The 24,542-nt window shown below is 58.8% G+C and carries 21 protein-coding genes; 8 read left to right on the top strand and 13 right to left on the bottom strand.

Annotated elements, in window-relative coordinates; genetic code table 11:
- Positions 1-41 precede the first annotated feature (41 nt).
- Together phoR and L9059_RS07680 are read left to right on the top strand one after the other, a co-directional pair.
- Positions 42-1,364, top strand: a complete 1,323-nt coding sequence (gene phoR / locus L9059_RS07685; RefSeq protein ID WP_345894277.1) for a phosphate regulon sensor histidine kinase PhoR — start codon at positions 42-44, stop codon at positions 1,362-1,364.
- A 123-nt stretch (positions 1,365-1,487) separates the two neighbouring features.
- A complete protein-coding gene (locus L9059_RS07680; RefSeq protein WP_247289764.1) occupies positions 1,488-2,828 on the top strand; it encodes a hemolysin family protein in 1,341 nt (446 codons plus the stop codon).
- Positions 2,829-2,930: 102 nt separating this feature from the next.
- Here L9059_RS07680 and L9059_RS07675 read toward each other — a convergent pair whose 3' ends face one another.
- From L9059_RS07675 to L9059_RS07640, 8 genes are all read right to left on the bottom strand, one after another.
- A complete protein-coding gene (locus tag L9059_RS07675; protein ID WP_247289762.1) occupies positions 2,931-3,827 on the bottom strand; it encodes a peptidoglycan DD-metalloendopeptidase family protein in 897 nt (298 codons plus the stop codon).
- Positions 3,828-3,992: 165 nt separating this feature from the next.
- A complete protein-coding gene (locus L9059_RS07670; RefSeq protein ID WP_247289760.1) occupies positions 3,993-4,898 on the bottom strand; it encodes a response regulator in 906 nt (301 codons plus the stop codon).
- 165 nt (positions 4,899-5,063) lie between these two features.
- Positions 5,064-5,825, bottom strand: a complete 762-nt coding sequence (phoU, locus tag L9059_RS07665) for a phosphate signaling complex protein PhoU (protein ID WP_247289758.1) — start codon at positions 5,823-5,825, stop codon at positions 5,064-5,066.
- Positions 5,826-5,936: 111 nt separating this feature from the next.
- Entirely contained in the window at positions 5,937-6,770 is an 834-nt protein-coding gene (pstB, locus tag L9059_RS07660; protein ID WP_247289756.1) for a phosphate ABC transporter ATP-binding protein PstB, read from the bottom strand.
- A gap of 184 nt (positions 6,771-6,954) precedes the next feature.
- The gene (gene pstA, locus L9059_RS07655; protein WP_247289755.1) at positions 6,955-8,625 is read right to left on the bottom strand and encodes a phosphate ABC transporter permease PstA; all 1,671 of its coding nucleotides are present in this window, start codon (positions 8,623-8,625) and stop codon (positions 6,955-6,957) included.
- A 15-nt stretch (positions 8,626-8,640) separates the two neighbouring features.
- On the bottom strand, positions 8,641-10,674 hold the full coding sequence (locus L9059_RS07650; RefSeq protein ID WP_247290027.1) for an ABC transporter permease subunit: 2,034 nt from the start codon (positions 10,672-10,674) through the stop codon (positions 8,641-8,643).
- Between the two features lie 413 nt (positions 10,675-11,087).
- Complete coding sequence (locus L9059_RS07645) at positions 11,088-12,086, bottom strand: phosphate ABC transporter substrate-binding protein PstS family protein (RefSeq protein WP_247289754.1); 999 nt, start codon at positions 12,084-12,086, stop codon at positions 11,088-11,090.
- Positions 12,087-12,326: 240 nt separating this feature from the next.
- Positions 12,327-13,625: an MFS transporter gene (locus tag L9059_RS07640; protein WP_247289753.1), complete on the bottom strand. Its 1,299-nt coding sequence runs from the start codon at positions 13,623-13,625 to the stop codon at positions 12,327-12,329.
- Between the two features lie 365 nt (positions 13,626-13,990).
- Here L9059_RS07640 and L9059_RS07635 point away from each other — a divergent pair, with 365 nt between their 5' ends.
- Together L9059_RS07635 and L9059_RS07630 are read left to right on the top strand one after the other, a co-directional pair.
- Complete coding sequence (locus L9059_RS07635) at positions 13,991-14,395, top strand: acyl-CoA thioesterase (protein WP_003176975.1); 405 nt, start codon at positions 13,991-13,993, stop codon at positions 14,393-14,395.
- 56 nt (positions 14,396-14,451) lie between these two features.
- Entirely contained in the window at positions 14,452-15,351 is a 900-nt protein-coding gene (locus L9059_RS07630; RefSeq protein WP_247289752.1) for a D-hexose-6-phosphate mutarotase, read from the top strand.
- A 32-nt stretch (positions 15,352-15,383) separates the two neighbouring features.
- Here L9059_RS07630 and L9059_RS07625 read toward each other — a convergent pair whose 3' ends face one another.
- From L9059_RS07625 to purE, 4 genes are all read right to left on the bottom strand, one after another.
- Positions 15,384-15,920 carry a DUF3299 domain-containing protein gene (locus tag L9059_RS07625; protein WP_247289751.1) on the bottom strand — a complete coding sequence of 179 codons (537 nt, stop codon included), beginning with the start codon at positions 15,918-15,920 and terminating at the stop codon, positions 15,384-15,386.
- A gap of 87 nt (positions 15,921-16,007) precedes the next feature.
- A complete protein-coding gene (locus tag L9059_RS07620; RefSeq protein ID WP_045057799.1) occupies positions 16,008-16,253 on the bottom strand; it encodes a GlsB/YeaQ/YmgE family stress response membrane protein in 246 nt (81 codons plus the stop codon).
- A 106-nt stretch (positions 16,254-16,359) separates the two neighbouring features.
- Positions 16,360-17,442: a 5-(carboxyamino)imidazole ribonucleotide synthase gene (locus tag L9059_RS07615; RefSeq protein WP_247289750.1), complete on the bottom strand. Its 1,083-nt coding sequence runs from the start codon at positions 17,440-17,442 to the stop codon at positions 16,360-16,362.
- 11 nt (positions 17,443-17,453) lie between these two features.
- A complete protein-coding gene (purE, locus tag L9059_RS07610) occupies positions 17,454-17,945 on the bottom strand; it encodes a 5-(carboxyamino)imidazole ribonucleotide mutase (protein ID WP_017341565.1) in 492 nt (163 codons plus the stop codon).
- Between the two features lie 385 nt (positions 17,946-18,330).
- On the opposite strand from purE, the gene L9059_RS07605 reads away from it, so the two are divergent.
- Positions 18,331-18,921: a zinc metalloprotease gene (locus L9059_RS07605; RefSeq protein ID WP_247289749.1), complete on the top strand. Its 591-nt coding sequence runs from the start codon at positions 18,331-18,333 to the stop codon at positions 18,919-18,921.
- Between the two features lie 19 nt (positions 18,922-18,940).
- On the opposite strand, the gene L9059_RS07600 is transcribed toward L9059_RS07605, so the two are convergent.
- Positions 18,941-19,849 (bottom strand): LysR substrate-binding domain-containing protein, encoded by a 909-nt coding sequence (locus tag L9059_RS07600; RefSeq protein ID WP_247289748.1) that lies wholly within the window; start codon positions 19,847-19,849, stop codon positions 18,941-18,943.
- Positions 19,850-20,029: 180 nt separating this feature from the next.
- Here L9059_RS07600 and aspA point away from each other — a divergent pair, with 180 nt between their 5' ends.
- The 3 genes from aspA to L9059_RS07585 all read left to right on the top strand — a co-directional run bounded on the left by aspA (position 20,030) and on the right by L9059_RS07585 (position 24,468).
- Positions 20,030-21,454 carry an aspartate ammonia-lyase gene (gene aspA, locus L9059_RS07595; protein WP_247289747.1) on the top strand — a complete coding sequence of 475 codons (1,425 nt, stop codon included), beginning with the start codon at positions 20,030-20,032 and terminating at the stop codon, positions 21,452-21,454.
- 410 nt (positions 21,455-21,864) lie between these two features.
- Positions 21,865-23,316: an alanine/glycine:cation symporter family protein gene (locus L9059_RS07590; RefSeq protein ID WP_247289745.1), complete on the top strand. Its 1,452-nt coding sequence runs from the start codon at positions 21,865-21,867 to the stop codon at positions 23,314-23,316.
- 147 nt (positions 23,317-23,463) lie between these two features.
- Complete coding sequence (locus L9059_RS07585) at positions 23,464-24,468, top strand: asparaginase (protein ID WP_247289743.1); 1,005 nt, start codon at positions 23,464-23,466, stop codon at positions 24,466-24,468.
- The last annotated feature ends 74 nt before the right edge of the window (positions 24,469-24,542 follow it).

The following is a 24,542-nucleotide window of genomic DNA, read 5'->3' as shown; positions in this document are numbered from 1 at the left end:
AGCTTGCGGCTTGAAACTTGAAGCTGCGCTAAGGACGCTCCGTGAATCAAAACTGGCATGGCACCCTGATTCGCCACATGCTTCTGCTGGTCACCGCTTGCCTGGTGATCGGCCTGATTACCGGCTACTACGGCTGGAGCCTGGCCGCAGGCCTGGGCCTGTACCTGGCCTGGACCCTCAAGCAATTGCTGCGCCTGCACGAGTGGCTGCGCCTGCAAAAATCCGATGAGGCTCCACCCGACGGCTATGGCCTGTGGGGTGAAGTGTTCGACAGCATCTACCACCTGCAACGCCGCGACCAACGTGTGCGCGGGCGCCTGCAAGCGGTGATCGACCGGGTCCAGGAGTCCACAGCAGCACTCAAGGATGCGGTGATCATGCTCGACACCGACGGCAACCTGGAGTGGTGGAACCGCGCCGCCGAAACCCTGCTGGGCCTCAAGACTCCACAGGACAGCGGCCAGCCAGTCACCAACCTGGTGCGCCATCCACGCTTCAAGGAATATTTCGAGCAGGACAGTTATGCCGAGCCGCTGGAAATCCCGTCGCCAACTAATGATCGGGTGCGCATCCAGTTGTACATCACCCGCTACGGCAATAACGAACACTTGATGCTGGTGCGCGACGTCACGCGTATTCATCAGCTGGAGCAGATGCGCAAAGACTTCATCGCCAATGTCTCCCACGAACTGCGCACGCCGCTGACAGTGATCTGCGGCTATCTGGAAACGCTGCTGGATAACGTCGAAGAAGTGAACCCGCGCTGGTCCCGTGCCTTGCAGCAGATGCAACAGCAAGGGGGGCGTATGCAGACTTTGCTCAATGACCTGCTGTTGCTGGCAAAGCTGGAGGCCACGGATTACCCCTCGGACAACGCGCCGGTGGCTATCGACGGCTTGCTGCAATCGATCAAAAGTGACGCAAAGCAGCTGTCCGGCCACAAAAACCAGCACATCACGCTCGAAGCCGACCCGCAGATTCTGCTCAAGGGCAGTGAAGCGGAACTACGCAGTGCATTTTCGAACCTGGTGTTCAACGCAGTGAAATACACCCCGGCCGAAGGCAAGATCCGCATTCGCTGGTGGGGCGACGAACAGGGTGCACACTTGAGCGTGCAGGACTCTGGCATCGGTATCGACAGCAAGCACCTGCCGCGCCTGACCGAACGTTTCTATCGAGTCGACTCCAGCCGCAACTCCAATACCGGCGGTACCGGCCTCGGGCTAGCTATCGTCAAACACGTGCTGTTGCGCCACCGCGCACGGATGGAAATCAGTAGCGTGCCCGGCCACGGCAGTACGTTTACCTGCCATTTCGCCCCGGCTCAGGTCAGCAAATCCCTGCTCCTTAACGCCGCTGACTGATACCGGCCGGCACGCGCCACTAGGCAATCGCCCAGTCAGCCGCTACATTGGCTGACTTGTGCCTGCCTTTCAGGTGCACAGTTGTCCTTTCTTTCGAATACACGGAACCCGCAAAACTCCATCATGGACCCATCCCCTGGCTTGACCCTCGCGACACTCTTCGCCGATTTCGGCATGATTCTTTTTGCTCTGATCCTGGTTTTGCTCAACGGCTTTTTCGTTGCTGCGGAGTTCGCCATGGTCAAATTACGCTCGACCCGGGTCGAAGCCATTGCAGAAAAGAACGGCTGGCGCGGACATATCCTGCGCACCGTTCACAATCAGCTCGACGCGTACCTATCGGCCTGCCAATTGGGTATCACCCTGGCCTCCCTCGGCCTCGGCTGGGTCGGTGAGCCGGCGTTCGCGCATATCCTCGAGCCAGTCCTTAGCGCTGTAGGCGTGGAGTCCGCCGAAGTGGTCAAGGGCGTGTCGTTCTTCACCGCGTTCTTCATCATCTCCTACCTGCACATCGTGGTCGGTGAACTGGCGCCGAAATCCTGGGCCATCCGCAAACCCGAGTTGTTGTCGCTGTGGACCGCGGTGCCGCTGTACCTGTTCTATTGGGCCATGTACCCGGCCATCTACCTGCTGAACGCCAGCGCCAACACCATCCTGCGCATCGCCGGCCAGGGTGAGCCCGGCCCTCATCACGAGCACCATTACAGCCGTGAAGAACTGAAGCTGATCCTCCACTCCAGCCGCGGCCAGGACCCGAGCGACCAGGGCATGCGCGTGCTGGCTTCGGCGGTGGAAATGGGCGAGCTGGAAGTGGTCGACTGGGCCAACTCCCGGGAAGACCTGGTGACGCTGGAGTTCAATGCGCCACTCAAGGAAATCCTGGCGATGTTCCGTCGCCACAAGTTCAGCCGTTATCCGGTGTACGACAGTGACAGCCAGGAGTTCGTCGGCCTGCTGCACATCAAGGACCTGCTGCTGGAACTGGCGGCACTGGACCACATACCCGAGTCGTTCAACCTCGCCGAGCTGACCCGCCCGCTGGAACGCGTATCGCGCCACATGCCGCTGTCGCAGTTGCTGGAGCAGTTCCGTAAAGGCGGCTCGCACTTCGCCCTGGTTGAGGAGGCTGACGGCAACATCATCGGCTACCTGACCATGGAAGATGTGCTGGAAGTGCTGGTGGGTGATATCCAGGACGAACACCGCAAGGCTGAACGCGGCATCCTCGCGTATCAACCGGGCAAACTGCTGGTGCGCGGCGATACACCGCTGTTCAAGGTGGAACGACTGCTAGGCATCGACCTGGACCACGTTGAAGCCGAAACTCTAGCCGGGCTGGTGTATGACAGTCTGAAACGGGTGCCGGAGGAGGAAGAAGTCCTGGAAGTCGAAGGCCTGCGGATCATCATCAAGAAGATGAAAGGGCCGAAGATTGTCTTGGCCAAGGTGTTGATGCTCGATTAATTTGCATTGACCCCAAAAGATCGCAGCCTTCGGCAGCTCCTACAAAGGATCGCAATTTCCTGTAGGAGCTGCCGCAGCCTGCGATCTTTTGCTTTCAGAGCCTCACTGTTTACCCAACGCAAAGTTGGGCAACGCGCCTACCGGTTGATTGAACTGGTACGGTATCGACACCAACCCCATTCCGGTATTGCGCTGCACCACAAAGTGCAAATGCGGCCCACTGCTGTTGCCGGTATTGCCCGACAGCGCCAACGCAGTGCCCACGCCGACCCGCTGACCTTCCCGAACGCTGACCGAACCTTGCATCAGGTGCAGGTATACACCCATGGTCCCGTCGTCGTGCAGCACCCGCACGAAGTTGCCTGATGGATCAGTACCGCGGCCGGTCTGGTTATTCTCGGTATTCACCACCATCCCACCCCTGGCCGCAATGATCGGCGTGCCCTCAGGCATGGCAATGTCCATGGCATAGCGGCTTTTGGCGCCGAAGTGGCTGTATTGGCCATTCGCACCCTGGCTCAGACGAAATGGCCCGCCCCGCCAGGGCAATGGGTAACGATAAGCCATGGCAGCGCCTGCAGGGTCGCCCAAGGAGTATTTGAACGCCGGGGTATACACCAGCGGCTTTCCTGCCCGGGTGGTCGTGAGCAGCGCCAGGCGCAGGTTGCTGCGTGCAGGCAGTACACGGCGAATCGGTCGGCTCGGCGCACCGCTGACGTTCTTCAGGCCGGCGAAGCTCAATTCGATCTCCACCGGTGCGTACAAGTCATTTCGCACAAATACGCTGTCTGCACCCTGCTGCTTCTTGATGTCGAGGTACACCTGGCCTTCAAGGCGCTCGACCATGCGATCACGAAAAACAAACACCTTGGCCCCTTTTGAGGGGTGGTCGCTGTAGGAGACCACGCCATTGGCGTCCTTGGACTTGTAGATAGTCATGGCCACGACCGAGGTGGAGGCCAGGAAAAGACCACAGAAAAACAGCAGGCGCGCGAGCATGGGCAAAGGTTCTGTCGAGGGAAGGCCTGGGAGGGAGCCTAGCAGCTGCAATGGACCTGGGTAGGTCGCAGATGTTTCAAAACCGGCGGATCAATGGATGCGTGGTGAATCTGATGACGCCATCGCGAGCCTGCTCGCGATGGCGGCTTTCAGTTCATCAAGGATTTAAGCACCTGGCACAAAATGCTTCTGTACCGTACCACGTGCTATTAACCGCGATATGTAATCGAGCTTCTGAGCGTCCTGATCAACGAAACGGAAGGTCAGCTGCAACCACTCGCTATCAGGCTTGGGTTCGTAGGCGACGATGGCATGCAGGTAGCCGTTGAGACGGGCGATCTCGGCGTTGTCGCCCTGCTCCAGGTCGAGCACGGCGCTATCGAGCACCTGCGGCAACGTGTCAGTACGCTTCACCACCAACAAGGCTTCCTTGAGGCTCAAAGCCTTGATCACGCATTGCTGGTTACCGCTCGACAGGCGCAACTGCCCTTGGCCACGACCTGCAGAAGCAGAAGCAGACGCTGCCGCAACGGCCCTTGGCGGCGGATTATTGAGCAGGCCACGTGATGGCGCGGGGGCCGCAGGCGCAGTTACGACTGTCGCCTGGCCGCCGGTCAAGGCGTTGAGGGAGTCGTTGCCGAATGCTGAGGTCATTTTGGCCGGCGCGCTGTTCAACAATGCGTCGAGCTTGCCGATCTTGTTCAGGGCCTGCTTGACCTTGGTTAGTAACTGCTCGTTGTTGAAGGGCTTGCTGACATAGCCGGAAACACCCGCCTGGATCGCCTGGACGACGTTCTCTTTGTCGCCACGGCTGGTCACCATCACGAACGGCATGGTTTTGAGTCGGTCCTGCTCGCGGCACCAGGTCAGCAGCTCCAGGCCGGACATTTCCGGCATCTCCCAGTCACACAGGACCAGGTCGAACGTTTCCCTGGCCAGCAAGACCTGAGCCTTCTTGCCGTTGACTGCGTCCTCGATCCGGATACCCGGAAAGTAGTTGCGCAGGCATTTCTTCACCAGGTCACGAATGAATGACGCATCGTCCACGACCAATACACTGACCTTACTCATCCATCACCCCTTCCAAAAACCCGGCAAGCATAGCGCTCTGCTGATAGCACACTGCCATAAACCCTCAGTCACGCCGGGACTTTTCGTTCACGGGTGCTGCTTCGAATTCGTACACCACAAACAAAAACGCCCGACCAAAAGGCCGGGCGTTTCTCTTGGGCAAACTTACTTATCGTCAGTTACACCCGGAACATTAGCGGTTTCGCTACTTGTGCCTTCAACTTCTTCTTTCATGCGCTTCAAACCCATGTGACGCACGTCGGTGCCGCGCACCAGGTAGATCACCAGTTCGGAAATATTGCGCGCGTGATCGCCAATCCGCTCCAGGGACCGCAGCACCCAAATGATGCTCAAGACACGCGTGATAGAACGCGGGTCTTCCATCATGTAGGTCGCCAGTTCACGCAGGGCAGTCTTGTATTCACGGTCGATGATCTTGTCGTACTGGGCCACCGACAACGCCAGGTCGGCGTCGAAGCGAGCAAAGGCGTCCAGGGCGTCGCGAACCATGTTGCGCACTTGGTCGCCAATGTGACGCACTTCGACATAACCGCGCGGCGCTTCACCTTCCTCACACAATTGTATGGCCCGGCGGGCGATCTTGGTCGCTTCGTCACCGATCCGCTCCAGGTCGATCACCGACTTGGAGATGCTGATGATCAAACGCAGGTCGGACGCCGCAGGCTGACGACGAGCCAGAATGCGCAGGCACTCTTCGTCGATGTTGCGTTCCATCTGGTTGATCTGGTCATCGATCTCGCGAACCTGCTGGGCCAGGCCGGAATCCGCTTCGATCAGCGCGGTAACCGCGTCGTTTACCTGTTTCTCCACCAGTCCGCCCATGGCCAGGAGGTGGCTGCGCACTTCCTCGAGCTCGGCGTTGAACTGCGCGGAAATGTGGTGGGTAAGGCCTTCCTTAGAAATCATTGTGTCTGCTCCGCATAAGCTGTGAGCTGCAAGCTACAAGTTGCAAGCTGGATTGTGTCGTACTCGAACCGCTCTTACTTGCCGCTTGAAGCGTGCGGCTCGCAACTGCTACTAACCGTACCGCCCGGTAATGTAATCTTCGGTCTGTTTCTTCGCCGGATTGGTGAACAGGGTATCGGTGTCGCCGAATTCCACCAGTTTGCCCATGTACATGAACGCCGTGTAGTCGGACACCCGAGCGGCCTGTTGCATGTTGTGGGTCACGATGACAATCGTGAACTTCGATTTCAATTCGTAGATCAGCTCTTCGACCTTCAGCGTGGAGATTGGGTCTAGGGCCGAGCACGGCTCATCGAGCAGCAGCACTTCCGGTTCCACGGCGATGGTACGGGCGATCACCAGACGCTGCTGTTGACCGCCGGAAAGACCCAGTGCCGACTCGTGCAGACGGTCTTTTACCTCGTCCCACAAGGCCGCACCTTTGAGCGCCCACTCCACGGCTTCATCGAGTACGCGCTTCTTGTTGATGCCCTGGATGCGCAAGCCATAGACCACGTTTTCGTAGATGGTCTTCGGGAACGGGTTCGGCTTCTGGAACACCATGCCAACGCGCCGACGCAGCTCTGCAACGTCTTCGCCTTTTCGGTAGATGTTGTTGCCGTACAGGTTGATGGCGCCTTCCACACGACAACCGTCGACCAGGTCGTTCATGCGATTGAAGGTGCGCAGCAGCGTGGATTTGCCGCAGCCGGACGGGCCGATAAAGGCGGTAACACGCTGTTTCGGGATGTTCATGCTGACGTCGTACAGCGCCTGCTTGTCACCGTAGAACAGGCTCAGGCCGGGCACTTCGATGGCCACGGTTTCATGCTCGAGGGTCAGACTCTGTTTGTCGCGACCCAAGGCCGACATGTTGATGCCGTGGGTATGTGGTTCGTGCTGCATGGGAGGCTCCCTGTGCTAACAAATTCGGTTCGTTGAACCACTGGCCTTGCCAATGGGTTACTGAAGTTCTGTGGCTTGTGCCGATCCTTGTGGGAGCTGGCTTGCCAGCGATGCAGGCGATGCGGTGTATCAGTTACACATCGGTAATGCCATCGCTGGCAAGCCAGCTCCCACAGGGTTGGTCTTAACTGTCTAAAGCTTTGTATTTTTCGCGCAGGTGGTTACGGATATAGACGGCCGACAGGTTCAAGGTCGCGATCACCAGCACCAGCAGCAACGCCGTGGCGTAGACCAATGGGCGTGCGGCTTCGACGTTCGGGCTCTGGAAGCCGACGTCGTAGATATGGAAGCCCAAGTGCATGATTTTCTGATCAAGGTGAAGGTAGGGGTAGTTTCCGTCCAGCGGCAGCGAAGGTGCCAGTTTCACCACACCCACCAGCATCAGCGGCGCCACTTCACCAGCGGCACGGGCCACGGCGAGGATCATGCCGGTCATCATCGCCGGGCTGGCCATTGGCAGTACGATCTTCCACAGCGTTTCCGCCTTGGTCGCGCCGAGGGCCAACGATCCTTCGCGCACGGTGCGAGGAATCCGCGCCAGGCCTTCTTCAGTGGCCACAATCACCACCGGCACCGCCAACAGCGCCAGGGTCAGGGACGCCCAGAGCAACCCCGGAGTACCAAAGGTCGGCGCCGGCAGGGCCTCAGGGAAGAACAACCGGTCAACCGAGCCACCCAGTACATAAACAAAGAAGCCCAGGCCGAACACGCCGTAAACGATGGCCGGGACACCTGCCAGGTTATTCACGGCGATGCGGATCAGGCGAGTCATGGTGTTCTGCTTGGCATATTCACGCAGGTACACTGCGGCCAGTACGCCAAACGGAGTCACGATCATCGCCATGATCAACGTCATCATCACGGTGCCGAAAATCGCCGGGAAGATCCCGCCTTCGGTGTTCGCTTCACGCGGGTCGTCGCTCAGGAATTCCCAGACCTTGCTGAAGTAAAAGCCGATCTTGGTCATGGTGCCCATGGCGTTCGGCTGATAGGCACGAACCACTTTGCCAATACCGATTTCGATCTCTTTGCCGTTCGCATCGCGGGCCGTCAGGCTGTCGCGATTGAACTGGGCATGCAGTTCGGCCAGACGCGCCTCAATGCCCTGGTAGCGGGCGTTGAGTTCGGCGCGCTCAGACTCCATGTCCGCTTGCGCGGTAGCGTCCAGCTTGCCGTCCAGTTCCAGTTTACGGCTGTGCAGGCGGATGCGTTCCAGCCCGGCGTTGATCGCGCCGATGTCGGACTTCTCCAGAGTCTTGAGCTCGGCCGCCAGCTTGTTGACTCGGTCGACTCGTGCCTGCAACTCAGGCCATGCCGCCTCGCCTTCGGCGATGACTTTGCCATCCTGCTTGACGTTGACCAGGTAGCCGTAGAAGTTGCCCCACTCGCGGCGTTCGATCGCCATCAGCTCCGGCGGCGTCTTCTGGTTAGTCAGCCACTCGCCAACGATCCAGATGAAGTCATTGCCGTTCAAGTCTCGGTTGCCGACCTTGATCAGCTCCCGAGTCATGAACTCCGGACCCTGATCGGGCACTGGCAGGCCAGCGCTCTTCAGGCGCTCACGGGGCACTTCTTCTTTTTGCACCACTTCGCCGACGACCAGGTGATTGGCCTGGCCAGGCACGTCGTAGCTGGCGTGGATCAGGTCCGCCGGCCAGAAGTGGCCAAGACCGCGCACAGCAATCACAGCAAGCAAGCCGATCGTCATGATGACCGCGATGGACACCGCGCCACCGCTGATCCAGACGCCTGGGGCGCCGCTCTTGAACCATCCATTCAGGGAGTTCTGTTTCACAGACTTCTACCTTTCTTAAAGCGACGAGTATTTCTTGCGCAGACGCTGACGAATCAGTTCCGCGAGGGTGTTCATGACGAAGGTGAACAACAGCAGCACCAAGGCCGAGAGGAACAGCACGCGGTAGTGGCTGCCGCCAACTTCCGATTCGGGCATTTCCACCGCGACGTTGGCGGCCAGTGTGCGCAGGCCTTCGAACAGGTTCAATTCCATGACCGGGGTGTTACCGGTGGCCATCAGCACGATCATCGTTTCACCGACCGCACGCCCCATGCCGATCATCAGCGCCGAGAAAATTCCCGGGCTGGCGGTCAGGATCACCACGCGAGTCATGGTCTGCCAAGGCGTGGCGCCAAGAGCCAGGGACCCCAGGGTCAGACCACGAGGTACGCTGAATACGGCGTCTTCGGCGATGGAATAGATGTTCGGGATGACCGCAAACCCCATGGCCAAGCCAACCACCAGGGCGTTGCGCTGGTCGTAGGTAATACCCAAGTCGTGGGAGATCCACATGCGCATGTCGCCGCCGAAGAACCAGTTTTCCATGTACGGGCTCATGTACAACGACAGCCAGCCCACGAACAGGATCACCGGAATCAGAATCGCGCTCTCCCAGCCATCCGGCACTTTCAGGCGTACGGATTCAGGCAGGCGACTGAAGACGAAGCCTGCTACCAGAATGCCGATGGGCAGCAGCATCAACAGACTGAAAATGCCTGGCAAGTGTCCTTCCACGTAGGGAGCGAGGAACAGGCCGGCGAAGAAGCCGAGGATCACCGTCGGCATTGCTTCCATCAGCTCGATCACCGGCTTGACCTTGCGGCGCAGGGTCGGCGCCATGAAGTAGGCGGTGTAGATCGCGGCCGCAATAGCCAATGGCGCGGCCAGCAGCATGGCGTAGAACGCCGCTTTCAGGGTACCGAACGTCAGTGGGGACAGGCTCAGCTTGGGTTCGAAATCGGTGTTGGCGGCGGTCGATTGCCAGACGTATTTAGGCTCGTCGTAGTTTTCGTACCAGACCTTGCTCCACAGCGCGCTCCAGGAAACTTCCGGGTGCGGGTTATCGAGCAGCAGCGGTTGAATCTTGCCGTCCACCTCGACGATCACCCGGTTGGCCCGCGGTGACAGCCCAAAAATGCCCTGGCCATCGACAACCTGGTCCACCAGCAGGGTGCGGTGCGCGGTGCTGTGGAACACACCGAGTTTGCCAGACGCATCCAGGGCGATGAAGCCTTTGCGACGTTCTTCGGCAGTGATCTCAACGATTGGAGCGGTGCCCATCTGGAAGGTGCGAATCTGCTTCAGACGCTGCTCGCCATCCGGGTCGCGAGCCATGAACCACTGGGCCAGGCCGCCCTTGGAATCGCCAAGGATCAGCGAGATGCCGCCCACCAACTGAGTGCTGGCGGTAATCTGCGCTTCGCCATCTTCAAGTAGCTTGTAACGACCGTTGAGGCTCTTGTCGCGCAGGCTGAAAACGTCGGCCTGGGCACGCCCGTTGATCACGTACAGCCACTGCTGACGCGGGTCGACGAAGATGTTTTTCACCGACTCGGTCATCTGTGGCAGATCGATACGCTTCTGCTCTTTGGTAATTTCGCCGGTCATCATGTTTTCTTCGCTGGTCAGCGACAACACGTTGAGCTGCGAGCCGGTGGAGCCCACCAGCATGAGAGTCGAATCCGTTGCGTTGAGGCTGACATGCTCCAGAGCCCCGCCCGCTTCGTTCAGCGCGATCGGGGTCTCGCCATACGGGTATTCAATGGCCGGCGAGATAGTTTTCTTGCCGTCGGGATAGGTCACTTTGTAAGTGTGGCGGAATACCAGGGCCTGGCCATTGGAAAAGCCTACCGCGACCAATGGGGAACCCGGCTGGTCTTCGCCGATGGAAGTCACCTGGCTACCAGCCGGAACTGGCAGATCGACGCGCCGCAGCTCGGCGCCACTGTCAATGTCGAAAAACAGCGCCTGACCCTTGTCGGAAACCCGCATGGCCACCTGGTTCTGTTCTTCCAGGGAGATCATCAGCGGCTTGCCGGCGTCCTGTATCCAGGCGGGCGTGATCGAGTCCTTGGCCGTCAAGTCGGCACCTTGGAACAGCGGCGCGACAACGTAGCCCAGGAAGAAGAAAATCAGCGTGATCGCCCCGAGCACGGCAAGGCCGCCAATGAGGACGTACCAACGCGTCAGGCGGTCTTTGAGCGCGCGCATACGGCGCTTGCGTTGCAACTCAGGCGTATTGAAATCAATTCGCTTGGGGGGATTTGTAGTCATTGTGGAATTGGCCAGATCATTCATTCGCACACCCTAGCGATCCTGTATGACAGAAAGATGACAGTGCAGTGACGCAACAAATCCGCCGCCTATGGAGACTGGCAGCGGAGCGAGAATTTGGGGGGTGTAGGAGCCTCGCTTCACTCGACAGCTCCTACAGAGCCCGGGGTTACCCCGGGCTCAGGGTGTCACTTCTTTGCTACGTTGGCGCCTTCGGCCAGACCCAGGTCAGCCAGTGCTTTTGCGGCAACTTTGGCTGGCAGTGGGATGTAGCCGTCTTTCACTACAACTTCCTGGCCCTGTTTGGACAGAATCAGTTTCACGAACTCGGCTTCCAGTGGGGCCAGAGGCTTGTTCGGCGCTTTGTTGACGTAAACGTAGAGGAAGCGCGACAGCGGATACTTGCCGTTCAGGGCGTTTTCTTCGCTGTCTTCGATGAATTCGGCGCTGCCCTTCTTGGCCAGTGCCACGGTCTTCACGCTGGCAGTCTTGTAGCCGATGCCCGAATAACCAATGCCGTTCAGCGAGGAGCTGATCGACTGCACAACCGAAGCCGAGCCAGGCTGCTCGTTAACGTTCGGCTTGTAGTCGCCTTTGCACAGGGCTTCTTCTTTGAAGTAGCCGTAGGTGCCCGATACCGAGTTACGACCGAACAGTTGAACCGGCTTGTTCGCCAGGTCGCCAGTCACACCCAGGTCGCCCCAGGTTTTCACGTCGGCTTTGCCACCGCACAGACGAGTGGACGAGAAGACGGCGTCGACTTGCTCCATGGTCATGTGCTGAATCGGGTTGTCCTTGTGGACGAATACAGCCAGGGCGTCCACGGCAACCGGAATGGCGGTTGGCTTGTAGCCGTACTTGGTTTCGAAAGCTTGCAGCTCGTTGTCCTTCATCTTGCGGCTCATCGGGCCCAGGTTAGCGGTGCCTTCAGTCAACGCAGGTGGCGCGGTAGAGGAACCAGCGGCCTGAATCTGGATGTTTACGTTCGGGTATTCTTTTTTGTAGTTCTCAGCCCACAGAGTCATGAGGTTGGCCAGGGTATCGGAGCCGACGCTGGACAGGTTGCCCGACACACCAGTGGTCTTGGTGTAGCTCGGGATAGCAGGGTCAACAGCGGCAACCGCGTTGGCAGTCGCAACGCCAGCAGCGACAAAAGTCATTGCCGCCATCAAACGCTTCAGTTTCATGCCTTACTCCTAGCAGATTGGATGTGTTAAGTCGGGGCCAAGTATCAGCAGGCCGTGTGAACACTCTATGGCTGAAATATGACAATTGGATGAAAGGCCAGCATTCGATGCCAAAGGGGACAGTCGCGTTGCCCGCATCGCGAGCAGGCTCGCGCCCACGGGACTCTGAAGTGACGACAGAATCAATGTGGGAGCGAGCCTGCTCGCGATGGGGCCGGGAAGGCTGAAGAAGATTGCGGGCTAGCGCCCCTTCTTCCAGAGATACCCACCCACCACAATCCCGACAACACAAATAATCGCGACGTAGTAGGCCGGCCCCATCGGGCTTTCCTTGAGCAGCAGGGTCACTACCATCGGCGTCAGGCCGCCGAAAATGGCGTAGGCCAGGTTGTAGGAGAATGATAGCCCGCTGAAGCGCACCACCGCCGGGAAGGCTTTAACCATCACGTATGGCACCGCACCGATGGTGCCTACCAGCAAGCCGGTCAAGGCATACATCGGGAATAGCCAGTCCGGATGGTTGAATAGGCTGTGATAGAACGTCCACGAGCTGATCAGCAACGCGGCGCTGCCGAACACGAATACCCTACCCGCGCCGAAGCGGTCAGCCAATGCGCCGGAAGCGACACAGCCCATGCTCAGGAATACGATTGCCAGGCTATTGGCCTGTAAGGCGACAGTGGGTGCGAAATGGTAAACGGTTTGCAGCACGGTCGGGGTCATGAGAATGACCACGATGATGCCGGCGGACAACAACCAGGTCAGCAGCATGGAAATCAGGATTGCGCCGCGATGGTCACGCAACACGGCCTTCAGCGGCACCTCTTCGGCCAGCGCCTTGCGCAGTTGCAACTCGGCAAATACCGGCGTCTCGTGCAGCCAGCGACGCAGGTAGACCGAGAACAGGCCAAACACACCTCCTAGCAGGAACGGGATGCGCCAGGCGTAATCAGAGACTTCTGTCGGGGTGTAAATGCTGTTGATCGCGGTTGCGACCAATGAGCCTAGCAAGATGCCAGCCGTCAGGCCGCTGGTCAGGGTGCCGCACGCATAACCGATGTGACGTTGTGGCACGTGCTCGGAAACGAAGACCCAAGCACCGGGTACTTCCCCGCCGATGGCCGCGCCCTGGATGACTCGCATCAGCAGCAGCAAAATGGGCGCCCACATGCCGATCTGCGCGTAGGTCGGCAACAGCCCCATGATCAGGGTCGGCACCGCCATCATGAAAATGCTCAGGGTGAACATTTTCTTGCGACCCAGCAGGTCGCCGAAGTGCGCCATGACAATCCCGCCCAATGGGCGTGCCAGATAACCGGCAGCGAAGATGCCGAAGGTCTGCATCAACCGCAGCCACTCGGGCATGTCGGCCGGGAAGAACAGTTTGCCCACCACCGTGGCGAAGAATACGAAAATGATGAAGTCGTAGAATTCCAGCGCACCGCCGAGAGCCGACAGCGATAGAGTCTTGTAGTCATTACGGGTTAGCGGACGTGCGGGTTGGGCTGGCTGCGCGGTGCTCGAGGGCGCTGTGGTCATGGCAAGGGCTTCTCTTATAGTCGGATCTGCAACCTCAACAGCTCTGGCCGAGGCTTGGGCAGGTCCGGCACGATAGCAAATTGTTCGAAAAAGCACATGGATGTGCATTTTTGACGGTCGAAATGAGAACCGGACGGTCGTCTCGGAGTCTACCGACCGATATACTCGCAATCTTGCAAAGATTTGACTGGGTTGCTGTGCGAAAACGCCTGCCGGGGTACATAGGCGATTTCGCAGAGTTTCCCTTTAGGCGCCTTACGAAAAACGTGACGAACGTAGTATGTTCGAGGCTGAATCGTTTTTTCTTAGGACGGCTATTCACCTGAAGTACTAATAAAGAGTCACGGGTCAGAGGCACCCCCGGCATGATAGAGCTCGAACAAGAAGATCCAATCCCGCAAGGCGACCTTGCCCTGCAAATCACCGCACTGCCGCGTGAAACCAACGGTTTCGGCGATATTTTTGGCGGTTGGCTGGTTGCGCAAATGGATTTGGCTGGCACCGCGATGGCCAGCAAGGTCGCTGGCGGTCGCGTAGCGACCGTGGCGATCGATCGCATGGCGTTCCTGGTACCGGTAGCGGTAGGCGCCCAGCTCTCCTTCTATACCCAGGCCCTGGAAATCGGCCGTAGCTCGATCCAGATGATGGTCGAGGTGTGGAGCGACGATCCGCTGTCCAGCGAATGGCGCAAGGTCACCGAAGCGGTGTTCGTATTCGTTGCCATCGACGGCAGTGGGCGCACCCGCTCGGTGCCGTCCAGAGCTCGATAACCGAAAGCGTCAAAAGCAGGGCCACTGCAGCCCTGCTCCATATTGAGAGTCGCCCCATGAGCACGCCCAACGTTGAAGCCATGAAACTGGATGAACTGAACTGCTGGCGCATCCGCCACGGTCAGGCCGAATTGCTGGTGGCCCAGCAAGGCGCGCAAATCCTCAGCTATCAATTGGCCGGCCAACCGCCGCTGATCTGGCTTAACGATGAGGCCGTGTTCGAGGCCGGTAAGAGCATTCGTGCAGGCGTGCCGGTCTGCTGGCCATGGTTCGGCAATCTGTCGCGCAACCCGCAGAGTGTGCAGGCCATGCGAGTCAGCAAGGAGCAGCCGACGGCCCACGGGTTTGTCCGGGCGATGGACTGGGAGCTGGCCGGCATCCAGATCGAGGGTGAAAGCCTGAAGGTGGAGTTCGTCCTGCCCTACCCCGATGGCGGCTTTCCAGGCTGGCCCCATGAAGTGGACCTGAAGCTGAGCATTCTCCTGGATGAGCAACTGCATATCGGCCTGTGCAGTCATAATCGCGGCAGTTCAAGCGTCACGATCAGCCAGGCATTGCACAGCTATTTCGCGGTCAGCGATGTGCGTACAGTGCATGTCGAGGGCCTGAATGGCTTGGACTACATCGAGACGCTGGATGACTGGAAAACCGTGAAGCAGATCGGTGACCTGCAATTCACCGGCGAGACTGATCGCATTTATCTCGATGCTCCCCAAAAGCTGAGCATTGTTGACCCGGCGTGGAAACGACGGATTGAGCTTAGCAGCAGCGGCTCACGCTCGGCGGTGATCTGGAACCCATGGACTGAGCGCGCGGCAGCATTCAGCGACATGGCGGATGATGGCTGGCAACGCATGCTGTGCATCGAGACGGCGAATGTGATGAATGATGCGGTAGTGCTGGCGCCGGGGGCGAGTCACACGCTCGGTGTGAGCATCGCCAGCGTACCATCATAAGCCCCGCGGCCCCCTTCTCACAGTGTGATTATCTACAGATCAGACTCTTCCACCACTCTGACTTTCGCCGCATCCAGCGCGTACGCCGCATCGGCCAGGTCATTGTTGACCTTCTCAACTTTCAGCGTGCCCGTTACCCATAGCGGCGTGTAGATATCATCCAGTTTCAAGCCCTTTGGGTAACGCACCAGCACCAGTTGGTTGGGCGGCGGTGGTGGCACGTGGATGCAGGCGCCTGGATAGGGCACCAGGAAGAACAGCGTACTGCGGCCCCTGGCATCGCTTTCCAGCGGCACCGGATAACCACCGATACGGATGTTTTTGTCGTTCATCGACGCTACGGTCTTGGTCGAATACATCACCGCAGGCAAGCCTTTACTTTGCTTCATGCCACCCTTTTCGGTAAAGGTGCCATCGCCTTCGGGAGAGTTGTGATCGATTTCCGGCATGGCCTCAAGGGCCTTCTGGTCGGACTTGGGCATCAGTTCCAGCCAGTCGGTTTCCGGCAGCTCACTGCCATGGGCGATGCTGGCGCCCAGCAAAAGTACGGTCAACAAAATACGGCGCATGGAAGTGCTCGGGTTTGGAAAGACGTTAGAACGCCGAGCATTCTAGCCCTCTCTGCACGCCGCGCAGAGAGGGCTTTATCACTTGAATCAGTTCTTTTTGATCAAGCCGTAGATCACCAGCAAAATCACCGCACCGACCAGCGCGCCGAGGAAACCTGCGCCCTCGCCGGCCTGGTAGAAGCCCAACGCCTGGCCGCCATACGTGGCAGCCAGCGAACCGCCGATACCGAGCAGGATGGTCATGATCCAGCCCATGCTGTCATCGCCCGGTTTCAGGAAACGCGCCAGCAGGCCGACGATCAGGCCGATAAAGATGGTTCCAATAATTCCCATGACATTTCCCTCTGATTGAATGGCTATGCGCAAGACTAGTCAGACTTTCGCATACTGCCATCAGAGAACGGCGGGCCTTGAATGGTTCCGCCGCTGCCAGGTGAAACTATTCGGCGATGAGCGCTTCAACCTTGATGATCTGCTGCTCCAGCGTGGCCTTGTCGACACAGCGCAGGTTGGCATGACCGACCTTGCGACCGGCCTTGAATGCCTTGCCATAGTGATGCAGGTGGCAGTCGGCGATGGCGATCACTCTCTCAACCGGCGGCACGACGCCGATGAAGTTCAGCATTGCGCTCTCACCGACCTTGGCAGTCGAGCCCAGCGGCAGACCGGCAACAGCGCGCAGATGGTTTTCGAACTGGCTACACTCGGCGCCTTCAGTCGTCCAGTGTCCGGAGTTGTGAACGCGGGGGGCGATTTCGTTGGCCTTGAGACCACCATCAACCTCAAAGAACTCGAACGCCATCACGCCGACATAATCCAGCTGCTTGAGGACTCGGCTGGAGTAATCTTCGGCCAGGGCTTGCAGCGGGTGATCGGTACTGGCCACGGAAAGCTTGAGGATGCCGCTGTCATGGGTGTTGTGTACCAACGGGTAGAATCGGGTTTCGCCATCGCGAGCGCGCACGGCAATCAGTGAAACTTCACCGGTGAATGGCACAAAACCTTCCAGCAGACAGGCCACGCTGCCCAGTTCGGCAAACGTACCAACGACATCTTCGGGTTTGCGCAGGACTTTCTGGCCCTTGCCGTCATAGCCCAGAGTGCGGGTTTTCAGCACGGCAGGCAGGCCGATGGAAGCCACTGCGGCATCCAGGTCAGCTTGCGACTGGATGTCGGCGAACGCTGGCGTCGGGATTCCCAGGTCCTTGAACATGCTCTTCTCGAACCAGCGATCACGAGCAATGCGCAGCGCCTCGGCGCTTGGGTAGACCGGAACGAACTGCGAGAGAAACGCGACGGTTTCAGCCGGCACGCTTTCGAATTCGAAGGTCACCAGATCGACTTCATCCGCCAGCTGGCGCAGGTGATCCTGATCGCCATAATCGGCCCGCAGGTGTTCGCCCAATGCGGCTGCACAAGCATCCGGCGCAGGGTCCAGGAAAGCGAAGTTCATGCCCAGCGGGGTGCCCGCCAACGCCAACATGCGACCCAACTGGCCGCCACCGATTACACCGATCTTCATCGTCAACAACCTCAGGCGATGCGTGGGTCTGGATTTTCCAGGACGCTGTCTGTCTGCTCAGCACGGAATGTTTTCAGCACCGCGTGAAACTGCGGGTGCTTGGCGCCCAGGATGCTCGCCGAGAGCAGGGCTGCGTTGATCGCACCGGCTTTGCCGATGGCCAGGGTGGCAACCGGAATGCCTGCCGGCATCTGCACTATGGACAGCAGCGAGTCGACGCCCGAGAGCATGGACGACTGCACGGGCACGCCGAGTACCGGCAGGTGGGTTTTGGCCGCACACATGCCAGGCAAATGCGCCGCGCCGCCAGCACCGGCGATAATCACCTCAATGCCACGCGCCTCGGCCTCTTCGGCATACTGGAACAGCAGGTCCGGGGTGCGGTGGGCAGAGACCACTTTCACCTCGTAGGGAATGCCGAGCTTTTCCAGCATATCGGCGGTGTGGCTAAGGGTGGACCAATCGGACTTGGAGCCCATGATCACGCCAACCAGTGCACTCATCGTCGTGCCTCTTCTCTCTGGGCGCCCGCAGGCGCGTCAAAAAACAACAAGCCACGCAAAAATGCGTGGCTCGATTGTATGAATTATGGCCAGTCAAGCCGGCCGAAGGCCGCGCAGTATACCTCACTCAAGCAGATAAACAGCCCCTGTCGCGACCATCTGTCATGGAAGCGCGAAAAGCGCCATTTGTTGACTATGCAGTCAAAAAGCTATGGCCTGCCAACGGCTATTCCATGCAACTATTTAAGTTCAAGCAACAAGCAGTTTTATGGTTCTTTAGCTCAGTGATACTTCAACAACAATAATGCTGAAACAGTTTAAACCTCGATGACAAAAGCAACCCAAGGTAATTTAAAAGCACCCTAAATTTAACGAGGAATAAACCATGAAAAAACCCATCGCAATCATGGTGGTCATTCATAATGACCTGCAAGACTACCCCCGGGAAAAACTATACGAAGATTACTTCGGCTGGCTCAAGACTGAGTTGGAGGACATTTCTGGACGCCCTGTGTTTATTCATATGTCCGACAAGGAAGATGTGACTGAGCTCTCCGATTACAACTACAGGAATGACGACCCAGGCGCCGCGGTGATGGGCTGGAAACAAAAAACAGAAGAACTGTATCGCTCGATATATAAACAACAAAGCTTTCACAGCGGCTTAGTTAAAATTCTTTTACTGACCCGATATAACATTGATGAAACCTTATGGGGTTTGCTGGGGGGTGTGGCGGGCGTAACCTTTATGAGGAGCTACGCCGCTATCGCTGCAATCACTTCTCGCAATGCGCCTGCGCATGAAATAGGACATATGCTTGGTGCAACCCATGAAGATAGCGAAGTGCACTTTGCAGGCTGGTGGCAGGACTCCGTAATGTTAGCGGACCCCGCCTCTCCGTTCCGCGGGAACAGTTATAAATTCAGTGAGAAAAATCGGCAAAACATGCGCGAATACCTGGAAAATTTTCCGTAATGCTCGAGCACAGGGCTCATCAAGCTCCGGCCGCCGCACCGCCTTCCAGTTTGCGCCACAACAACCGTACGTTCGCCTTACGCACCAGCGCACAGCGATACAGACGAATTTCCAGCGGCACATGCCACTGCGGGCCGCCGCACACCACCAGTTCCCCGCGCGCCAACTCGGCGCGCACACTCAGTTGCGGCACCCACGCTATCCCCAGGCCTTCCAGTGCCATGCTCTTTAGGCTGTCGGCCATTGCCGTCTCATAGATGGTGGTAAATCGCAGTGCCCGCTGGCGCAGCAGCATATTCACCGAACGCCCGAGGAATGCCCCGGCGCTGTAGGCCAGCAGCGGCACACTGCCTTCGCCTTCGAGATCGAACAGTGGCTTTCCATTGGCATCGGCGGCGCACACCGGGAGCATTTCGGTCTGGCCCAAGTGCAAAGAGGGGAAAATCTCAGGATCCATCTGCAGCGCAGCGTCAGGGTCGTAGAACGCCAGCATTAGATCGCAACCTCCTTCGCGAAGCGCATGCACCGCGTCGCCGACGTTGGTGGCGACCAGTCGAGTGGCGATGTTCAGGCCTTCGTTGCGCAGTTGGGCGATCCAGCGCGGAAAGAAACCCAAGGCCAACGAGTGCGCCGCAGCGACTTGCATGACCTCGCCCTGCCCGCCTTCCAGGTGATGCAGGTGACGCAGTACTTCACCGAGTTGTTCGACCACGGTTCGCGCAGTGACCAGGAATAGTTGCCCTGCCGCCGTCAGTTCAATCGGCGTGCGCGAGCGGTTGACCAACTGCAGTCCCAGCGCTGTTTCCAGGCTGCGGATGCGCCGGCTGAAGGCCGGTTGCGTCACAAAACGGCGTTCGGCGGCCTGGGAGAAACTTCGGGTAGCGGCCAGGGCGCTGAAGTCCTCAAGCCATTTACTTTCCAGATTCATCAAGTCCTCCCGGACACGCACCAAATTAGGTCACACGCTCGTCGCGAATACGGCGTCACATTCGCATTATGCCGAATTTGCATAGGTTAGTGTTTAACAGCATTGGCCGAAAACACTCTAGAAGCCTAGCATTTGCAGTGTTCCGGCACAGCCCGGGTCCATATTGAGATGATTTCTATCATGTCCTCCGCTGCATCTTTCCGCACAGAAAAAGACCTGCTTGGCGTACTCGAAGTACCGGCTCAAGCGTATTACGGCATCCAGACCCTACGAGCGGTGAACAACTTCCGTCTCTCCGGCGTTCCGATTTCGCATTACCCGAAGCTGGTTGTCGGCTTGGCAATGGTCAAACAGGCCGCCGCTGACGCCAACCGCGAACTCGGTCACCTGAGCGAAGCAAAGCACGCTGCCATCAGCGAAGCCTGTGCACGATTGATCCGCGGTGATTTCCACGAAGAATTCGTAGTGGACATGATTCAAGGCGGCGCTGGTACTTCGACCAACATGAATGCCAACGAAGTCATCGCCAACATCGCCCTGGAGGCCATGGGTCACCAGAAAGGCGAATACCAATACCTGCACCCGAACAACGACGTGAACATGGCGCAGTCGACCAACGACGCCTACCCAACGGCAATTCGCCTGGGTCTGCTGCTGGGTCACGACGCGCTGCTGGCCAGCCTCGACAGCCTGATCCAGTCGTTCGCCGCCAAGGGTGAAGAATTCAGCCACGTATTGAAGATGGGTCGTACCCAACTGCAAGACGCCGTGCCTATGACTCTCGGCCAGGAATTCCGGGCTTTCGCCACCACCCTGAGTGAAGACCTGGCACGCCTGAAGACCCTGGCTCCCGAGCTGCTGACTGAAGTGAACCTGGGCGGCACTGCAATCGGTACCGGCATCAACGCCGACCCGCGCTACCAGCACCTGGCCGTTCAGCGCCTGGCCCTGATCAGCGGTCAACCGCTGGTGCCGGCTGCCGACCTGATCGAAGCCACTTCCGACATGGGCGCCTTCGTATTGTTCTCCGGCATGCTCAAGCGCACCGCCGTTAAGCTCTCCAAGATCTGCAACGATCTGCGCCTGCTGTCCAGTGGCCCACGCACCGGCATCAACGAAATCAACCTGCCGGCCCGTCAGCCAGGCAGCTCGATCATGCCCGGCAAGGTCAACCCGGTTATCCCGGAAGCAGTGAATCAGGTCGCATTTCAGATCATCGGCAATGACCTGGCCCTGACCATCGCGGCCGAAGGCGGCCAACTGCAGCTGAACGTGATGGAGCCGCTGATCGCGTTCAAGATCTTCGACTCGATCCGCTTGCTGCAACGCGCCATGGACATGCTGCGCGAGCACTGCATCGTCGGCATCACCGCCAACGAAGAACGCTGCCGCGAACTGGTCGAACACTCGATCGGCCTGGTCACCGCACTGAACCCGTACATCGGCTATGAAAACGCCACCCGTATCGCCCGTATCGCTCTTGAAAGCGGCCGTGGCGTGCTGGAACTGGTGCGCGAAGAAGGCTTGCTCGACGACGAAATGCTCGCTGACATCCTGCGCCCGGAAAACATGATCGCTCCGCGTCTGGTCCCGCTTAAAGCCTGACCCGACGCGCTATTGGCAGCACCGCTCACCAGGTCGAGGGACTAGACACCTCTCACCTTTTGAGGGCTTGGGGATGTACTCCCCAGGCCCTTTTTTTTACCGAAAAACCAGTGGCCGCGAGCCTGCTCGCGATGGCGGTGACAACCCGGAATAGATGTGACTGATAAACCGCTTTCGCGAGCAGGCTCGCTCCCACAGAAAAGCATGGGTATAGTGCCGCCCCTCTTCGCGTGAGCGGCCGTTGGTAACGAGGCCTAAACCCATGCGAAACCCGAACTAATAACAAACCCGCGATTTGGAACCGGGACGAAACCTTCGCCTCGCCCGTTTTGCTGCGCGCAAACTGGTGTAACGCGATGTTTCTGTCCCGCCCAGCATTTGCCTACACAAAAAACAGCGAGGAATAATCCATGCTCGAAGTCATTAACGACTTCCTCTCAGGAAAAGTACTGATCGTGCTCATTGTCGGGCTCGGTAGCTACTTCACGATCCGCTCGCGTTTCGTACAACTGCGCCACTTCTTCCACATGTTTGCGGTGTTCCGCGACAGCCTCAAAAGCAGCGCCGGGCAACTTAGCTCGTTCCAGGCCCTGATGCTCAGCCTCGCCGGCCGCGTCGGTGCAGGCAACATCGCCGGGGTCGGCATCGCCGTGACCCTGGGTGGCCCGGGCGCGGTGTTCTGGATGTGGGTGACCGCTCTGGTGGGCATGTCCAGCAGCTTCTTCGAATGCTCTCTCGGCCAGCTCTATAAGCGCTGCGATTCCGAAGGCCAGTACCGTGGCGGCCCGTCCTACTACATCCAACATGGCCTGCAGAAACGCTGGCTGGGCATGATCATGGCATTCCTGCTGCTGATCACCTTCGGCTTTGCTTTCAACGGTTTGCAGTCTCACGCTGTCACTCACTCGCTGAACAACGCCTTCGGGCTCGACACGACCTACACCGGTATCGGTCTGGCAGTGCTGCTGGGCCTGGTGTTCATCGGTGGCATCAATCGTATCGCCAAGGTCGCCGACCTGCTGGTGCCGGTGAAAACGCTGGTGTACATCGGCGTGACCATCTACGTGATCGCGCTGCAATTCGATCAGGTGCCAGGCATGTTGATGACCATCGTCAAGAGCGCTTTCGGCCTCGATCAGGCGTTTGGCGGCCTGATTGGCAGTGCGATTATCATGGGCGTGAAGCGCGGCGTGTTCGCCAACGAGGCAGGCCTGGGCAGTGCGCCTAACGTGGCCGCGGTGGCGTCGGTCGAGCATCCGGTGGCGCAAGGCGTGGTGCAGGCGTTCAGCGTGTTCCTCGATACATTCGTGATCTGCACCTGTACCGCACTGCTGATCCTGCTGTCGGGTTTCTATACCCCCGGCTTCGAAGGCGATGGCATTGCCTTGACCCAGAACGCGCTGGCAGCCGTAGTGGGTGACTGGGGCCGGATGTTCATTTCCGTGGCGCTGTCGCTGTTCGTGTTCACTTCGATCCTCTACAACTACTACCTGGGCGAGAGCAACCTGCGCTTCCTGATTGGTGAAAACCGCAAGGCGCTGATTGGTTACCGTGCGCTGGTGCTGGTGTTGATCTTCTGGGGTGCGATAGAAGACCTCGGTACGGTGTTCGCATTTGCCGACATCACCATGACCATGCTGGCCTTCGTCAACCTGATCGCGCTGTTCCTGCTGTTTAACATCGGCATGCGTATCCTGCGCGACTACGACGACCAACGCGCTGCCGGCATCAAGACCCCGGTATTCGACTCCAGCAAGTTCCTGGACCTGGACCTCGACCTGAAAGCCTGGCCAGCCAATCCGCCAGCCGCAGCCACCCAGGCTGAAGCTGAGTCGCAAGGCGTACCCGCAGCGCAACGCTGATCGGTTAAAGTGCGAAACCCCATGTAGGAGCGGCGGTTCGACTTGCTCGCGAACAGGGAGTGTCAGGCGGCATTGATGTCGACTGATACACCGCTTTCGCGAGCAAGCCCGCTCCCACAGGAAGTCATCGTTCTCCGGAGATCCTCCATGAATTCCTCGACCTACCCTGCCGCCCAGCTCGTCATGGTGCTCTACACCGGTGGCACCATCGGCATGCAGGCCAGCATCAACGGCCTGGCTCCGGCGTCGGGTTTCGAAGCGCGAATGCGCGAATACCTGCACAGCCAGCCTGAGTTGGTGGTCCCCCAGTGGCGTTTTCGCGAGATGTCGCCACTGATCGACAGCGCTAACATGAGCCCCGCGTACTGGCAGCAATTGCGTGAAGCAGTGGTTGACGCCGTCGATGTCCAGGGCTGCGACAGTGTGCTGATCCTTCATGGCACCGACACCCTCGCCTACAGCGCGGCGGCGATGAGCTTTCAGCTGCTCGGCTTGCAGGCCCGGGTATGCTTCACCGGTTCGATGCTGCCGGCCGGCGCAGCTGACAGCGATGCCTGGGAAAATCTCGGCGGTGCGCTGGTAGCGCTGGGTCATGGCTTGGCCCCCGGTGTGCATTTGTACTTCCACGGCGAACTGCTGGACCCGACTCGTTGCGCGAAAGTGCGCAGTTTCGGTCGGCATCCATTCAAGCGCCTGGAGCGGCAGGGTGGCGGTGCGAAAGCCGCTGTTTTGCCGATGCAGCTTGGCTACCAGCAACAAAGACACTTGGCGAAAGTTGCAGTGTTGCCACTGTTCCCTGGGATTGGTGCCGAGCAACTGGACGGCGTGCTCAACAGCGGCATTCAAGGCCTGGTGCTGGAGTGCTACGGCAGCGGCACCGGGCCGAGCGACAACCCCGAGTTTCTCGCCGCGCTGTCGCGGGCCCGGGATAACGACGTGGTCGTCGTCGCGGTGACGCAGTGCCATGAAGGTGGCGTTGAGCTGGATGTGTATGAGGCCGGTAGCCGTTTGCGCGGCGCTGGCGTGCTTTCGGGTGGCGGTATGACCCGTGAAGCGGCGTTCGGCAAGCTGCATGCGCTGCTGGGTGGGGGGCTGGACACCGCTGAAGTGCGGCGGCTGGTCGAGCTGGACCTGTGTGGCGAGCTCAGCTGATACACCACACGACCTGTGGGAGCGAGCTTGCTCGCGAAAGCGGAGTATCAGCCAACGCCAGTGTTGAATGATCA

It is taken from the genome of Pseudomonas violetae (assembly GCF_023072615.1).
GTDB lineage: Bacteria > Pseudomonadota > Gammaproteobacteria > Pseudomonadales > Pseudomonadaceae > Aquipseudomonas > Aquipseudomonas violetae.
The sequence above is the reverse complement of the archived record's forward strand: the minus strand, read 5'-3'. Positions and strand labels throughout refer to the sequence as shown.

Excerpts from the sequence above, each read along its gene's own strand:
- L9059_RS07625 (WP_247289751.1), bottom strand. The coding sequence starts at position 15,920 with ATGCGCCGTATTTTGTTGACCGTACTTTTGCTGGGCGCCAGCATCGCC.
- L9059_RS07585 (WP_247289743.1), top strand. The coding sequence starts at position 23,464 with ATGAATTCCTCGACCTACCCTGCCGCCCAGCTCGTCATGGTGCTCTAC.
- purE (WP_017341565.1), bottom strand. The coding sequence starts at position 17,945 with ATGAGTGCACTGGTTGGCGTGATCATGGGCTCCAAGTCCGATTGGTCC.
- L9059_RS07640 (WP_247289753.1), bottom strand. The coding sequence starts at position 13,625 with ATGACCACAGCGCCCTCGAGCACCGCGCAGCCAGCCCAACCCGCACGT.
- phoU (WP_247289758.1), bottom strand. The coding sequence starts at position 5,825 with ATGATTTCTAAGGAAGGCCTTACCCACCACATTTCCGCGCAGTTCAAC.
- L9059_RS07675 (WP_247289762.1), bottom strand. The coding sequence starts at position 3,827 with ATGCTCGCGCGCCTGCTGTTTTTCTGTGGTCTTTTCCTGGCCTCCACC.
- L9059_RS07590 (WP_247289745.1), top strand. The coding sequence starts at position 21,865 with ATGCTCGAAGTCATTAACGACTTCCTCTCAGGAAAAGTACTGATCGTG.
- L9059_RS07670 (WP_247289760.1), bottom strand. The coding sequence starts at position 4,898 with ATGAGTAAGGTCAGTGTATTGGTCGTGGACGATGCGTCATTCATTCGT.
- L9059_RS07680 (WP_247289764.1), top strand. The coding sequence starts at position 1,488 with ATGGACCCATCCCCTGGCTTGACCCTCGCGACACTCTTCGCCGATTTC.
- aspA (WP_247289747.1), top strand. The coding sequence starts at position 20,030 with ATGTCCTCCGCTGCATCTTTCCGCACAGAAAAAGACCTGCTTGGCGTA.
- L9059_RS07620 (WP_045057799.1), bottom strand. The coding sequence starts at position 16,253 with ATGGGAATTATTGGAACCATCTTTATCGGCCTGATCGTCGGCCTGCTG.
- L9059_RS07615 (WP_247289750.1), bottom strand. The coding sequence starts at position 17,442 with ATGAAGATCGGTGTAATCGGTGGCGGCCAGTTGGGTCGCATGTTGGCG.
- L9059_RS07600 (WP_247289748.1), bottom strand. The coding sequence starts at position 19,849 with ATGAATCTGGAAAGTAAATGGCTTGAGGACTTCAGCGCCCTGGCCGCT.
- pstB (WP_247289756.1), bottom strand. The coding sequence starts at position 6,770 with ATGCAGCACGAACCACATACCCACGGCATCAACATGTCGGCCTTGGGT.
- L9059_RS07605 (WP_247289749.1), top strand. The coding sequence starts at position 18,331 with ATGAAAAAACCCATCGCAATCATGGTGGTCATTCATAATGACCTGCAA.
- L9059_RS07635 (WP_003176975.1), top strand. The coding sequence starts at position 13,991 with ATGATAGAGCTCGAACAAGAAGATCCAATCCCGCAAGGCGACCTTGCC.
- L9059_RS07630 (WP_247289752.1), top strand. The coding sequence starts at position 14,452 with ATGAGCACGCCCAACGTTGAAGCCATGAAACTGGATGAACTGAACTGC.
- L9059_RS07645 (WP_247289754.1), bottom strand. The coding sequence starts at position 12,086 with ATGAAACTGAAGCGTTTGATGGCGGCAATGACTTTTGTCGCTGCTGGC.